This is a genomic window from Paraburkholderia sp. BR10141, assembly GCF_056155635.1.
This window is the reverse complement of sequence record NZ_JBMIQH010000012.1, coordinates 42,767-56,296: the sequence shown is the minus strand read 5'-3', so window position 1 is coordinate 56,296 and position 13,530 is coordinate 42,767. Positions and strand designations below refer to the sequence as shown.

Below are 13,530 nucleotides of genomic sequence, written 5' to 3'. Positions count from 1 at the left end.
TGCAGGAAGCCCGGCGCGCGTATGATCGAACGCCTGATTCCAACAGAAACACAGCGGACTGATCTGCCCATGAATTCTCCTGCCGATGCTTCCTCGCCGCGCGCACTGCGCGCGCTCTCGCCGATCGAGGCCCGTATCGTCGGCGTGCTGGTCGAAAAGCAGCACACGGTGCCCGACACCTATCCGCTCTCGCTCAACGCACTCACGCTCGGCTGCAACCAGAAGACCGCGCGCACGCCGGTCATGAACGTGAGCGAAGCCGAAGTGCTGGCCGCCATCGAAGACCTCAAGCTGTTGAGCCTGGTGTTCGAAGGCAGCAGCAGCCGCGTGCCGCGCTTCGAGCACAACCTGAACCGCGTGCTCGGCGTGCCGAGCCAGGCCGTTGCGCTCCTGACGGTGCTGCTGCTGCGCGGCGCACAGACGGCCGCGGAATTGCGCCTGAACTCGTCGCGCCTGCACGGGTTCGCCGACGTCTCTTCGGTCGAAGGCTTCCTCGAAGAATTGGCCGAACGCGAGCCGCCGCTCGTCGTGAAGCTGCCGCGCGCGCCGGGCGAGCGCGAAAGCCGCTGGATGCATCTGATGTGCGGCGAGGTCAACACGGCAAATTTCGTCGCCGCGGGGACCATCGCTCCCGGGGCGCGCGAGGAGGCCGGCGAGAGCGTCTCGCTCGCGGACTTCGAAGCAGTACGCGCCGAACAGCAGCGTCTCGCCGATGAAGTCGCGCGCCTGCAAACGCTCGTCGCTCGCATGGCCGCCGAGCTGGGCATGTCGCTCGACTGAGCGCCTTCGCCTCCGTCGCGCCATGGACGCCGCCGCATCCTCCGCCCGGCGCCTGCGCCAGGTGCGCGACCTGCCATGCCCGCGCGGCTTGCCGCTCATCGGCAATCTGCATCAGCTGAATGCGCCCAAACTGCATCGTGTGCTCGAACAGTGGGCGTAGGAACCTTCGATGATCGAGGAAAACACGGCGTTCGCGATGGTGCCGAATCGCATGCCGGTGCGGCTGGAATTGCGGCCAACGGTTGAGTCGCCTCGACCACAGGCGACATATCAACCGGGCCGTGACTGAAGTCTCAGCCTTGCGTGATGAAGGTATGGACGTGGGTGTTGAAGAGGTCGGGGTGCGTGCCGTTCATGCCGTGCGTGGCGCCCTTGATCGTGACGCGGCGCGCGAACTCGATCCACTCGTCCAGCGCTTCGACGTTGTTGCGGAACATGAGCGGGCTGCGCTGGCCGTCGATTAGCAGTGTGCGGCACTTGATCTCGCCCGCGGCGCGCGGCGCATACGGCGGCAGCGGGTCCTGCAACTGCTTGGGCAGTGTCGTGGCGTTGGCGATGGCCATCTGGCGAAACGCCGCCGAGCCTTTCTTCCACGCGCCCGGCACGCTCACGGAGTCGACGAACAACTCGAGCCCCGCTTCGACTTCGCCGGCATGGATGAGGTCGGCCGCGCGCGTGCGCAGTGCGTTGGTGGCAGGGGGCAGCGCGGCTTCGTCGTCGTCCACGCGCGAGAGCGGGCCGCCCGGGTCGGCCAGCACCAGCGTGCGCACGAGGCGCGGATAGCGGCGCGCCAGATGCCACGCCACACAGCCGCCACGCGAATGTCCCACGAGGTGCACCGATTCGAGACCCAGCGCGGCGATGAAATCGGCCAACTCGGTGACGTGGCTCTCCCAGCCGAAATCGCCCTGGATACAGGCGTCGGCCGCGGGCCAGTAATGGCTCAGGCTCGGCGCGATGCAGCGAAAATGCTCCGACAGGCCGTTGAGCTGCGGCATCCAGTAGCGGTAATCGCAGAGCGATCCGTGGACGAACAGCAGCGGCTCGCCATCGCCGCGCTCCAGGAACGGCAGGGCAATGCCCGAGTGCAACGTCGCGTACGACAGGTCGGGCACAGCAAGTAGGGAGGGATCGATGCGTTGGTTCAAGGAGTGGCTCCGAGCGTATGAGCGTCACTTTGCCGCAACCGAACGATTAAGGGAAACTCAATAAACTGAAGGAATCGATAAGCTTTTCTGATTCGAAAAAGGGACGTAACGCTGCGAGGCCCGTCGCGCGGGGCTGTTCTCTTTCAGTGGTGAAAGCAAGCGGGTGCGCCCGCGCCGCCGGCGGCCTGGAGCGCGGCGGCAGGATCGTGGTTTGTAGCGGCGCCGACCGCGTTCGCGGCGGGGAATTTACGCCTTAGGCGCCACGAGATTGGCGTCACGCGCGAGCAGCCAGCGTCCGCTCGCGTCCTTGCGCACCAGCGTGAGCGTGTAGCCTGCACGGCGTATGGGCTGGGGCGCGCCCGGCGGCGTAATGGCGATATCGATGCGATTGCGCAGAAAGGCCCAATCGCCCAGCACCTGCAGTTCCACGATCTCAGCCGTGCCCTCTATGCGCATGTCTTGCTGCGCTTGCGAGGCCGCCGCGAACTCGGCCTTGCCGAACGGCTCCTGGCCGGGCACCGTGAACACCACGTCGTCGGTCATCAGGCTCAGGACTTTGGCCGTATCGCCGGCGCGGCTGGCCTCCATCCAGGTTTGCACCAGCTCTCGAATGGCACGTTCGTCATCGGTCATCGTGGACTCCCTCGTCGTTCAGTTCGACGATTCTAGAATGCGGCGCGCGACGCATCAGAATGCACTGCGATAAGCAAACAGGCCCGGCAAGCCGCCAGTCATGACGAAGAGGACGTTCTTGCCGCGTGCAAGGCGCCCCGATCGCGCGGCGTGCACGAGACCCGCGAACGCCTTGCCGCCGTACACGGGGTCGATCAGCAGGCCTTCTTTCGAAGCGACGAGACGCACGGCCTCGCGCATCGCGTCGGTTGGAATGCCGTAGCCTTCGCCGAGCTGGGCTTCGTCGATCACGATCGAGCGGCCCTCGATGCGCCGCGCCTGATCGATCAGCTCGAGCGTCTTGCCGGCCTTTTCGAACGTTGCGGCGTGGGCCTGCCCGGCCTTCGCCAGCACGGTGTACGCAAGCACGAGGCTCGGGTCGATGCCCAAGGCCGCGAAGCCGGCGGCGAGCCCTGCGTGCATGCCGCCGCTGCCGTTCGGCACGACGACGCGTGCGAAGCTCAAACCCTGTGCATGGGCCTGCGTCATGATTTCCGCGGCGCACGCCGCGTACCCCAGACATCCGACCGGGCTCGATCCGCCCAGCGGGCACACGTAGACCTTGCGGCCCTGGGCGCGCAGCTCGTCGGCGCGGGCCTGGGCGAACTCCAGTGCGTTGGCCGTGCCGGGCAGGTCGTGCACGCGTGCGCCGAGCAGGTCGTCGAGCAGGATGTTGCCGTTCTCCAGATACTCGAAATCCGCGCGCGGCACGGCCCGCGTGAGCACGAGTTCGCACTGCAGGCCCGCTTGCGCCGCCGCAGCCGCCGTCAAGCGCGCATGGTTCGACTGGCGCGCGCCCACAGTGATGATGGTGTCCGCGCCCGCAGCCAGCGCTTCGCCCATCAGGAACTCCAGCTTGCGCAGCTTGTTGCCGCCGCCGCCGAGGCCAGTCAGATCGTCGCGCTTGACATAGACATTGACGCCCCCCAGTTCCTGGCTTAGCCGCGGCAAGGGCTGGATCGGCGTGGGTCCTTCCAGCAGTGCGCGGCGAGCATGCCGCGAAAGATCGAGCCGATAGGGGGACGCGGCATGCGTCGTGGCATTCGTTACGGTAGTCATCGGGCTCTCGCTGTTTCGCACTCAGGAATGGGAGCGTGGCTGGCGGCATTTGCGCTTGCCAGGCGTCGAATAGTAACCGGGGTACTTCTCGAATAATGCGCAACGCCTCAGGGTTCTCACGTCCACGTAATTCCGTATTGCGTCGCAGCAAGGAGGTTTTTAGACTGATTCTTATCCAGGCAATCGTCGGAGACGATATTCCCACCACGGGAGGCTTCAAATGAATATTTTTCAATCGCCGAGCCAACCATCGAGTCCGAAGCTGCACGTATTTGAACAGGAAGGCGGCTGGCACTGGGGTATCACCATAGAGCGTTCGGCAGGCGGCGGGTTCAAGGTCATCGCGTACAGCGAGAAGACTTTCCGCGCCGAAGACGAAGCGCAGTCCGACGGCGACCGCGCCCTCGTCAATCTCGCCGAACTGGTTTGAGCCGCGCGCCGCGCGGCTTCGTGTTTTTACGTCTGCGGCACCTTTCCTCGCATCCTTCCACGTTTGCGGCCCGCGCTCCCCGCGCTGCGCCGGAATCGATGTTTCTTTTCGTCTGATCGCTTTGCCTGCATGTGGGCGGGCCGCGTCCATCGGCCTCACCGACCGATCGTGCGACGTTTGCTAAAAATCAGCGCGCAATCTCATGCGCCCCGGTATCTTGAAAAATTGCCCGAGTGGGCTTTCAGACCGTTTCTGAGCGCAGTCACCCCCTTGATGAATTCACCCGCGCCGCGCACCTCGCCGACACTTGCGCCCGATCTGCAACTGGGCGAACCCATGACCGATACGATGCATGCCGAATTCGTCGCGCTGGTCGACGCGCTCGCGTGCGCGAGCGACGAAACCTGGCTCGGCGCGTTCGACGCGTGGGCGGCGCATACGAAGCAGCATTTCGCGCAGGAAGAGGCATGGATGGAGGAGATGAACTTTGGTCCGCGCCATTGCCATGGGAGCCAGCATCGGCACGTCCTGAACGTGGCCCGCGAGGTGCGCAGGCAAGTCGCCGACGAGGGACGCTTCGACAGCGGGCGGCAACTGGTGAGCGAACTACGCGAATGGTTCGCCTGGCACGTGAAGTCGATGGACGCGCTCATGGTCGAAGCCCTGCGCGAACGCGGCATCGCAACGGCCGATCAGGCCGATCTAACCGATCAACCCGTCTGAATCACATTCCAATCGTTCGGTTCATGCAAGCAGATATCGTAATCGTGGGCGCCGGACCGGTGGGGCTGTGTCTCGCGCGCTCGCTCAGTGGTGTTGGCCTCAAGATCGTCATCGTCGAGCAGCAGTGCCTCGCCGACATCAGCGAACCGCAGTTCGACGGACGCGAGATCGCGCTGACCCAGAAGTCGGTGCGCGCGATGCGCAGGTTCGGGCTTTGGGATCTCATCGACCCGCACGCGCGTGCGCCGCTTCGCAGCGCGAGGGTATTCAATGGTCCCTCGCCGGGGGCGCTCGAGATCGGGCACGACCTGAGCGGCCACACGGAACTGGGCTGGCTGGTCTCCAATCACCTGATTCGCCGGGCCGCCTACGAGGCGCTGCGGCAAAGCGCGGCGGAGCATGGCGACGTGACGCTGCTCGCGGCGCAAAAGGTCAGCGCTGTGAAAGCCGATGACGCTCTGGCGAACGTGACACTGGAGAGCGGTGAAACGCTCTCGGCGAAGTTGATCGTCGCGGCGGACAGCCGCTTCTCGCCTACGCGCAAGATGATGGGCATTGCTGCCAACATGCACGATTTCGGCAAGGCTATGCTGGTTTGCCGCATGACGCACGAAGCGCCTCACGAGCACGCCGCGTGGGAATGGTTCGGCTACGATCAGACGCTCGCGTTGCTGCCCATGAACGCGGAGCGCTCGACGAACGCGCATCAGTCGTCGGTCGTGCTCACGCTACCCATGGGACAGGTCAACGAGACCGCCGCGCTTGCGCCCGTCGCGTTCGCGCGGCATATCGAAGATCGCTTCATGCACAGGTTGGGCGCGATGAGGCTGGCGAGCACGCGGCATGTGTATCCGCTCGTGGCCGTTTATCCGGAGCGCTTCGTCGGCAGACGCTTCGCGGCCGTGGGCGACGCCGCGGTGGGCATGCATCCGGTGACCGCGCATGGATTCAATTTCGGTCTGCTCGGCGTGGAAACATTAGGTAACCGAATCATCGAGGCGCACAAAAGCGGCTTCGATATCTGGGCTCCCTCGGTTTTGCAGCGCTATGAAACCCAGCACCGCCGCGCGACGAAGCCGCTCTATCTCGCGACCCGGTTCATCACTGACGTCTATACGAACAACACCGCGCCCGCGAAACTGGCGCGCGAGTTCATGCTGCGCGCGGCTTCGAAACTGATGCCGTTCAGGAAGGCCATCGCGGCTTCTCTGACCGGCTGACTTCACGCCCCCTCGCGCACATCGACCGCAACGATGCGTTCGAGGGCGGGCACCGCGTTCGCCACACCACTCGTAGCACCTTTGGCGCCAAACATCAAACAGTAAATGGCGCCGGATTGGTGACAAGCTGTTCGATCATGTTCGTTGCGTGCGCAACAAATCGCTGATTGTCGCGTCTCACCCTCTCCATCCGTTAGCCGTTTGCCGGCTCGCGCCCGTCTGCGCCTTGGTCAGCGCGCATTTGCGGCTTGCCAGGACTTATCCGGTCGCCGGGGACTGCATTGATTAGACGATTCGTCCTAGTGAAAACGAGGATGCCTTTGACGCGAGTTAGCCTTGCGCACCTAAAAATTATGCTACAGAATCCTCAAAAAATCCCACAGACGCTTTGTGGCATACAAACGGCGAGCCAAACATGACGTAAGGTTCACCTCGGAGACACCAAATGAAGGAACTGACGGCCCCGAACATCGGAGCGAGGTCCGAAACCGGCTGGTACCGCAGCTGGTTTCTGCTACTCCTCGTTCTGATCTATGCGTCGAGTTTTGTCGACCGGATCATCATCGCGGTCGTCGGCCAGTCGATGAAGATCGAGATGAACCTGAGCGACCTGCAACTCGGGCTGCTGAACGGGCTCGCGTTCTCGATCTTCTATTCGCTGTTGGGCCTGCCGATCGCGCGTCTCGCCGAGCGTTTCAACCGTGTCGTGCTGATCGCGCTTTCTATTGGTGCCTGGTCGGTCATGACGGCGCTGTGCGGCACTGCCGGTGCGTACTGGCAATTGCTGCTCTACCGACTTGGGGTGGGCATTGGCGAGGCCGGCAGCACACCCACCGCGCACTCGCTGATTTCCGACCAGTTTGGCCCGCGCCGCCGCGCGAGCGCGCTCTCCATCTATGCGTTCGGGCCGCCCATCGGCGTGCTTGCCGGCGCGCTAGGCGGCGGCTTGATGGTGCAGCACATGGGCTGGCGCCCGGTGTTCTTCGTGGTCGGCCTCCCGGGACTCATCTTCGGTCTGCTTGCCTGGGTCACGCTGCGCGAACCGAAGCGCGGCGGGGCGGAGGAGGGCGGTGCGCACGCTGCGGCCCCCGTGCCGCCGCTGCGCGATGTGCTCGCCGTTCTGTTCAAGAGCCGCGCCTTCGTGCACATGCTGCTCGGCACCGTGATCGGCGGGTTCGCGCAGTACGGCGTCAACCTGTTCATCCCCGTCTATCTGAACCGCGTGTACGGCCTGAGCTTCGCGCAGGCCGGGCTGATCTTCGGCCTCATGATCGGTGTGGGCGGTTTGCTCGGCAACCCGCTGGGCGGCCTGCTCGCCGATTCGCTGGGCGTGAAGAATCGGCGCTGGTATGCCTGGGTGCCCGCGCTCGGCACGGCGATCGGCTTTCCGCTCGTGGCATTCGCCCTCACCCTCGGGCAATGGCCCGCCGCGGTGGCACTGATCTTCTGCGCCACGATCATGCTGAGCATGTGGAATGGCCCGACCTTCGCCGTCGTGCACGGCATCGTCGAACCGCGCATGCGCGCCACCGCGTCGGCCTGTGTGTTCCTGCTCATGAATCTGGTGGGTCAGGGTTTGGGTCCGACCACTGTAGGATTCCTGAGCGATCACCTTGCGGCACGCCTGTTCACGCAAGGCCAGTTCAAGCTGGTTTGCGCGGCTGGCGGCGCACACGGCCTGCATGGCGCAGTTGCCGCAGGTCAGGGAGCCTTCGCGTCGGCCTGTCACGATGCTTCGGCTCACGGCATTCGTTACGCGATGCTGGCGGTCAGCGTGGCGCTCGGATGGTCGGCTGTCCATTACTTCCTGGCCTCGCGCCACCTCTCTCGCAGCAAGTAGTTCGAAGCCGGCGCCAGCCGATGGGAATACACCAGCAATAAAAGCGGGTGCAAAAGCCCGCAATTTCAGGAGATCGTCAAGTGAAGAAGAAGGTTTTGGCGGGCGCGATAGCGGCCGTGATGGCGGGTGGCGCGCACGCGCAAAGCAGCGTGACGCTGTACGGGATTATCGACAATGGCCTCACCTATGTGAGCAACGCGGGCGGTCATTCGCTCTGGAAAATGGATGACGGCATCAACCAGGCGTCGCGCTGGGGCTTGAAAGGCGTGGAGGATCTGGGGGGCGGACTGAAGGCGATCTTCACGCTGGAGAACGGTTTTTCGCTGAACACCGGCGCCGCGGGCCACGGCGGCGCGTTGTTCGGACGCCGCGCTTTCGTGGGACTGTCGAGCGACAGGTTCGGTACGCTGATCGCCGGCTACGATTACGACTTCATTTACGACTACATCTCCTATTACACGAACGTCGCGCAGTTCGCGCCTTCGTATGCGTTCCACGGCGCCTACGACATTGACCGCCTCGCGGGCGAGCCGGTGAGCAACATGGTGCGCTACGAAACGCCTAACTGGCATGGCTTCGGCGCGGGCGTGATGTATGGCTTCAGCAATATCGCAGGCGCTTTCGGCGGCACGCCGACCGGTAACCCGCGCGTGATTAGCGGCGGCATCAAGTACAGCCCGACCGGCACGTTCAACGCACCGTACTCGATGGCTGCCGTGATCACAAAGACGGACGGCGGCAACGCAACGCGCGGCGTCGGCACGATGGCGCAGGTTGCGCTCGACGCGGAGTCGATCTACACGGTTGCCGTTGGCGGCATGGTGAACCTGAACGATGCATGGTCGGTCAATGGGTTGTACACGTACACGAATGCGTCGAAGAGCCCGCGTGGTGTCGTCACGGTGAACGCCTACGAGGTCGGCACGAGCTACAGGATCTCGCCGATGCTCACGGTGGGCGGCGGGTTCACTTATGTAGACCAGCACCGCCTTGGCAAGTACGACCTCTACAGCGCCGGCGTGGACTATCACCTTTCGAAACGCACCGACGTCTACATGTTCGGCGTATTCCAGCATGCGTTCGCGGGGCAGAAGTTCGCGGACAGCTTCCTCGTTTCGACGCCGTACTCGGTTCCGGGAGCTGGCGGCTCGCTGTACGGTAACCTCGCATCGACCACGGCCAACCAGCTGGCTATGCAGATCGGTATTCGACACACTTTCTAATCGTTTCGCGACGCGCCGGTAGCTGGATTGAGTTTCCGGGTGCCGGCGCTTTTTTAAGGAATCCTACTCGACAGGTCGGCCGGTTCAAACCGTTTGTCTACATGCCCGCCAGGACCGCATGGACCTGGCGGGCATTCGCGCGCGAAGCCCTGGGGCGCCAAGCCGGGGTAAGGAGAATGCCACTCTCTTGCGCGGGTTGAGTTGCTGTCCGCGCGCACGGATGCCCTCCGGCGACTCGATCATTCCCTTTTCATTGGGGTAACACACAGTTGGGCGTTTGGTATACCTGACGGTATCATATGGATTTTAAACGCCATCGGCAGTTGCAAGCCGCCGATATGGCCCTTCGAACCCACTGTCAGCCATTCAATGAGTCTGCCACCCAAACTGAGCCGGTCCGCCGAAATCAAGGCGCTCCTGGAATCGGAAATCGAGCGAGGCGAACTCGTGCCGGGCGCCGCGCTCGACGAGCGCGCGCTCGCCGCGCGCTTCAATGTGTCGCGCACGCCCATTCGCGAGGCGCTGCAGCAGCTTGCCGCGCAGCAGTATGTGCAGATCGTGCCGCGCCAGGGCGTGTTCGTGACAAAGATGACGGTCCCGCAGCTGCGGAACATGCTTGAACTGCTGCACGAGCTGGAAGCCGTTTCGGCGCGCCTGGCCGCCCGCCGCATGAACGACGAGCAGCGCGTGGAACTGCAGCGCACGATCGACGAAGGCGTGGAAGCGCTGAACCAGAGCGACGCCCGCCGTTTTGCGCGCAGCAATGCCGAATTCCATGAGGTGATCTGTCAGGCCTGCCACAACGACTACCTGGCCGAGCAGATCCGGGCGATCCGCCGCCTGATTTCACGCTATCGCCCCAAGTTGTTTCTGGCGCCGAGCCGCCGGGAGAAGGTGATCGCCGACCACCAGCGCCTCGCGCAAGCGCTGCTTTCGGGCGACGAGGCGACCGCCGAGGAAGTCATGGCGCAGCATTCGCCGGGCGGCGACGCGGGCTTCTCGGAGTTCCTCGCCACCTTGCCGGCCGAGTTCTTCAACGACGCGCCGATGAGCCACGCGCGCGAAACGGCTTCGGCCGAGGCCGGGTCGCTCGACGCCGAGCAGGACGAAGAGTGAAAGCGTCGCCCGTTCGGCCGGGCGCCGTAACGGCCGCCGTGCGCGTACGCGCGGCGGCTGCGGGACAGCGGTTGCGTCACAGATCGCCGAAGCGGCCGTTCTCCGCCGCGAGCTTTTCCAGGAGCGGTGCGGGCTTCCACCAGTAGCCATACTCCTCATGGAGCCGCTGGATGTCGCGATAGACGTTCGCCAGGCCGATCTGGTCTGCGTAGTACATCGGGCCGCCGCGGTGCGCGGGAAAGCCGTAGCCCGTCACGTAAACTACGTCGATGTCGCTCGCACGCAGCGCGATACCCTGTTCCAGCAGCCTCGCGCCTTCGTTGATCATGCCGTACACGCAGCGCTTGACGACTTCCCCGGCGGATATCGGGCGGCGGGTAATGCCCATGCGTTCCGATTCCTCTACGATGAAGCGCTCCAGTTCTTCGTCGCGCTGCGGCTCGCGGCTGCCCGCCTCGTAGCGATACCAGCCCTTGCCGCTTTTCTGGCCGAGCCGGCCCATTTCCACGAGCTTCATGATGAGATCGTTCCAGCGGCGGTCGGTGGGACGTGTCGTCATCTGCGCCTTGCGCGTCTGGTAGCCCACGTCGTTGCCGGCCATGTCGTGCACGGCGAAGATGCCCATCGCGTAGCCGAACGCCTTGAGCGCCGCATCCACTTCGTGCGGCAGTGCGCCGTCTTCGACAAGAAAGTGCGCTTCGCGGTTGTAGTTGCGAAAGAGCGCATTGCCGATAAAGCCCGGATAGATGCGCGAGAGCACCGACACTTTGCCCATGCGGCGGCCCAGATCCATGAGCGTGGCGATCACGTCGTTGGCGGTTTGCGCGGCGCGCACGACTTCGAGCAGGCGCATGACGTGCGCGGGGCTGAAGAAGTGCGCGCCCACCACGTCGGCGGGGCGCTTCGTAACGGCGGCGATCTCGTCGATGTCGAGGCCCGAGGTGTTGGTGGCGAGGACTGCGCCCGGCTTCGCGTGCACGTCCAGCTCGCGGAAGATGCCCTGCTTGAGCGCGAGGTCTTCGAATACGGCCTCGATCACGATGTCGGCGTTCTTCACGTCGGCGATCGAGAGGGAGCCCGTGATGCGCGCGAGACGCTCGTCGCGCACGGCGGCGTCGAGCTTGCCGCGCTTCACGCTGTTTTCGTAGTTGTCGCGAATGCGGGCGAGGCCGCGCGCGAGGCCTTCCTCGTTCGCGTCGATCAGCGTCACGGGGATGCCAGCGGCGGCCAGCGCCATCGCAATGCCGCCACCCATCGTGCCTGCGCCGATCACGGCGGCCTGCGCGACCGGGCGCGGCGCAGCGTCGCCGACCGGGATTTGCGCGGCTGTCTTCTCGGCAGCCTTCACGTGCGCGAGCGCCGCTTCGCGCGCGACCGCTTCCTGCGGATTCAGTTCGTTTGATGCATTCATGATTCGTTGCGCCTCACGCTGTCGTTATGCCGTGGTCTTGCGGGTGTCGGGGCGCTCGAGCGGCTTCGCCTTGCCATCCACGAACGCCTGCAGGCGCTTCGCGGTTTCGGGCGAGCGCGCCATATTCGAGCTCATGTATTCAAGGAAGAGGCCGTCCTCGTGCGAAAGATCGTTCACGCGCGGCAGCAGGTTGGTGATGCGCCAGTTCGTATCGGGCGCGTTCTGGGCGATTTTCGCGGCCAGCTCCTTCGCCTTGGCGAGCGCTTCGCCCGGCGGCGTGAGATACGTGATGACGTGCTCGCGTAAGCCTTCTTCGGCCGAGAGCAGGCGCCCCGTGAGCATGAGGTCGGCCATGACCGTGTAGCCGATCACGCGCTGAATGCGCACCGTGCCGCCGCCGCCCACGAAGATGCCGCGCTGGCCTTCGGGCAGGCCGAAGAACGCTGTCGAGTCGCCCACGCGCACGTGGGCCGCCGTCGCGAGCTCGAGGCCGCCACCCACCACGGCGCCGTGCAGCGCCGCGACGAAAGGAATCGGTCCGCGCGCAATGATGTCGAACACTTCGTGCCATGAGTGGCGGCGGCGCTTGCGCGGGGCCGCGGTCTCACCGGTTGCGCGCGCAAGCGCTTCGCGCAGGTCAAGACCCGCGCTGAAATTGCCGCCGTGCCCGAACAGCACGCCAACGTCGGCTTCTTCGCCCGCGCGCATGACGGCGGCGCGCAGTTGGGCGATCACGTCTTCGTTGATCGCGTTGCGCTTGTCAGGGCGGTTCAGGCCGATCAGGGCGACCGGGCCGTCGAGTTCATAAGTAACCAGGATTTTGCTCATTCTGGATTCCGCTTGAATTGCGTGGAAAGTGTTAGAGGTCGAGCACGAGGCGGCCGCTCTTGCAACGCGACACGCAAACCTGCATGACCTTGCCGCTGGCCTTGTCCGCCTCGGAGAGATAGACGTCGCGATGCTCGATCTCGCCGCTGCTCACTTTGGTCGTGCACAGTCCGCAGTAGCCGGCGCGGCAGTCGTACATCACGTCGGCGCCGTTTTCGATCAGCGTATCGAGCAGAGACTTGTCGGCGGGCACCGTGAAGCATTTGCCCGACGACTTCAGTTCGACTTCGAATGCGGCGTCGCCTTCGTGCGCCACGGCCTCGGCAAACAGCTCGTAGTGCAGATCACATTCATGCCAGCCGCGCTGGCGCGCCGCTGAAAGCACCGCTTCGATCATGCCCGCCGGTCCGCACACGTAGATCGGCTGGTTCACCTGAGCGCCGTCGAGCAACGCGTCGACCGAGAGGCGCGTGGCCGGATCGTCGTCGGCGTGCAGCACGAGCCTTTTGCCCGCGAGCGCGCGGAGTTCATCGACGAAGGGCAGCGCCTCGCGCGTGCGGCCGCTGAAATGCAGTTCGAATTCGCGTTGCTGTGCGGCGAGGGCGCTGGCCATCGAGACGATCGGCGTGATGCCGATGCCGCCCGCGACGAGCAGCACGCGCGGCGGCGCGGCGAGCCGGAAATGGTTGACCGGCGCGCGCACGTTGAGCGTGGCGCCCACTTCCAGCGCATGCATGTGGCGCGAGCCGCCGCGGCCTTCGTCCTCGCGGCGGATGCCGAGCCGGTAGGCCGGAACGCCACCGCGAGGATCGACGGACGGATCGAGATGGATCAGCGAATACGAACGCCACTGCGGTACGCCGCCCGTCGGGGACGGGATCTCGACCTGAAGGTGCGCGCCAGGCTCGAAGCCGGGCAGCAACGCGCCGTCGGCCGCTTCGAGCGTATACGACTTGATGAGCGAAGTCGGGGTGTCGATCGCCGCGACGCGCAGCATGAGCAGCAGGGGAGCAAGCATCGAAGTCATTCCGGAGATACGGTGTTATGCGGGTGTAATTCGGTGGCTTACGTAGGATTGCA

14 protein-coding genes are annotated in these 13,530 nt (G+C 64.7%); 8 read left to right on the top strand and 6 right to left on the bottom strand.

Translation table 11 applies throughout. The annotated features are described in order from the left end of the window. The first annotated feature begins 69 nt into the window (after window positions 1-69). Window positions 70-780 (top strand): YceH family protein, encoded by a 711-nt coding sequence (locus ACOJB8_RS18315; RefSeq protein WP_342947208.1) that lies wholly within the window; start codon window positions 70-72, stop codon window positions 778-780. 22 nt (window positions 781-802) lie between these two features. Continuing rightward, entirely contained in the window at window positions 803-940 is a 138-nt protein-coding gene (locus ACOJB8_RS18310) for a hypothetical protein (RefSeq protein ID WP_475013528.1), read from the top strand. Window positions 941-1,073: 133 nt separating this feature from the next. Here ACOJB8_RS18310 and ACOJB8_RS18305 read toward each other — a convergent pair whose 3' ends face one another. The 3 genes from ACOJB8_RS18305 to ACOJB8_RS18295 all read right to left on the bottom strand — a co-directional run bounded on the left by ACOJB8_RS18305 (window position 1,074) and on the right by ACOJB8_RS18295 (window position 3,659). Beyond that, window positions 1,074-1,928 carry an alpha/beta fold hydrolase gene (locus ACOJB8_RS18305; RefSeq protein WP_069266760.1) on the bottom strand — a complete coding sequence of 285 codons (855 nt, stop codon included), beginning with the start codon at window positions 1,926-1,928 and terminating at the stop codon, window positions 1,074-1,076. A gap of 246 nt (window positions 1,929-2,174) precedes the next feature. Further along, complete coding sequence (locus tag ACOJB8_RS18300) at window positions 2,175-2,561, bottom strand: SgcJ/EcaC family oxidoreductase (protein ID WP_069266759.1); 387 nt, start codon at window positions 2,559-2,561, stop codon at window positions 2,175-2,177. A 54-nt stretch (window positions 2,562-2,615) separates the two neighbouring features. Continuing rightward, window positions 2,616-3,659 carry a D-cysteine desulfhydrase family protein gene (locus ACOJB8_RS18295; protein WP_475013525.1) on the bottom strand — a complete coding sequence of 348 codons (1,044 nt, stop codon included), beginning with the start codon at window positions 3,657-3,659 and terminating at the stop codon, window positions 2,616-2,618. Between the two features lie 220 nt (window positions 3,660-3,879). Between ACOJB8_RS18295 and ACOJB8_RS18290 the strand changes: the two genes are divergently transcribed. The 6 genes from ACOJB8_RS18290 (at window position 3,880) to ACOJB8_RS18265 (ending at window position 10,211) form a co-directional block, all read left to right on the top strand. Beyond that, entirely contained in the window at window positions 3,880-4,089 is a 210-nt protein-coding gene (locus ACOJB8_RS18290) for a hypothetical protein (protein ID WP_069266757.1), read from the top strand. Window positions 4,090-4,362: 273 nt separating this feature from the next. After that, a complete protein-coding gene (locus tag ACOJB8_RS18285; protein ID WP_475013523.1) occupies window positions 4,363-4,812 on the top strand; it encodes a hemerythrin domain-containing protein in 450 nt (149 codons plus the stop codon). A 23-nt stretch (window positions 4,813-4,835) separates the two neighbouring features. Beyond that, window positions 4,836-6,032 (top strand): 5-demethoxyubiquinol-8 5-hydroxylase UbiM, encoded by a 1,197-nt coding sequence (gene ubiM, locus ACOJB8_RS18280; protein ID WP_406953776.1) that lies wholly within the window; start codon window positions 4,836-4,838, stop codon window positions 6,030-6,032. Between the two features lie 445 nt (window positions 6,033-6,477). Next, complete coding sequence (locus ACOJB8_RS18275; RefSeq protein ID WP_475013520.1) at window positions 6,478-7,872, top strand: spinster family MFS transporter; 1,395 nt, start codon at window positions 6,478-6,480, stop codon at window positions 7,870-7,872. 80 nt (window positions 7,873-7,952) lie between these two features. After that, window positions 7,953-9,095 carry a porin gene (locus ACOJB8_RS18270; RefSeq protein ID WP_342947213.1) on the top strand — a complete coding sequence of 381 codons (1,143 nt, stop codon included), beginning with the start codon at window positions 7,953-7,955 and terminating at the stop codon, window positions 9,093-9,095. 369 nt (window positions 9,096-9,464) lie between these two features. Then, on the top strand, window positions 9,465-10,211 hold the full coding sequence (locus tag ACOJB8_RS18265) for a GntR family transcriptional regulator (protein WP_342947214.1): 747 nt from the start codon (window positions 9,465-9,467) through the stop codon (window positions 10,209-10,211). Window positions 10,212-10,287: 76 nt separating this feature from the next. On the opposite strand, the gene ACOJB8_RS18260 is transcribed toward ACOJB8_RS18265, so the two are convergent. The 3 genes from ACOJB8_RS18260 to ACOJB8_RS18250 are packed head-to-tail and all read right to left on the bottom strand — an operon-like array spanning window position 10,288 to window position 13,468. Continuing rightward, window positions 10,288-11,622: a 3-hydroxyacyl-CoA dehydrogenase gene (locus tag ACOJB8_RS18260; RefSeq protein WP_475013518.1), complete on the bottom strand. Its 1,335-nt coding sequence runs from the start codon at window positions 11,620-11,622 to the stop codon at window positions 10,288-10,290. Window positions 11,623-11,646: 24 nt separating this feature from the next. After that, the gene (locus ACOJB8_RS18255) at window positions 11,647-12,450 is read right to left on the bottom strand and encodes a crotonase/enoyl-CoA hydratase family protein (RefSeq protein WP_069266750.1); all 804 of its coding nucleotides are present in this window, start codon (window positions 12,448-12,450) and stop codon (window positions 11,647-11,649) included. 31 nt (window positions 12,451-12,481) lie between these two features. Next, window positions 12,482-13,468, bottom strand: a complete 987-nt coding sequence (locus tag ACOJB8_RS18250) for a PDR/VanB family oxidoreductase (RefSeq protein ID WP_475013515.1) — start codon at window positions 13,466-13,468, stop codon at window positions 12,482-12,484. Between the last annotated feature and the right edge of the window lie 62 nt (window positions 13,469-13,530).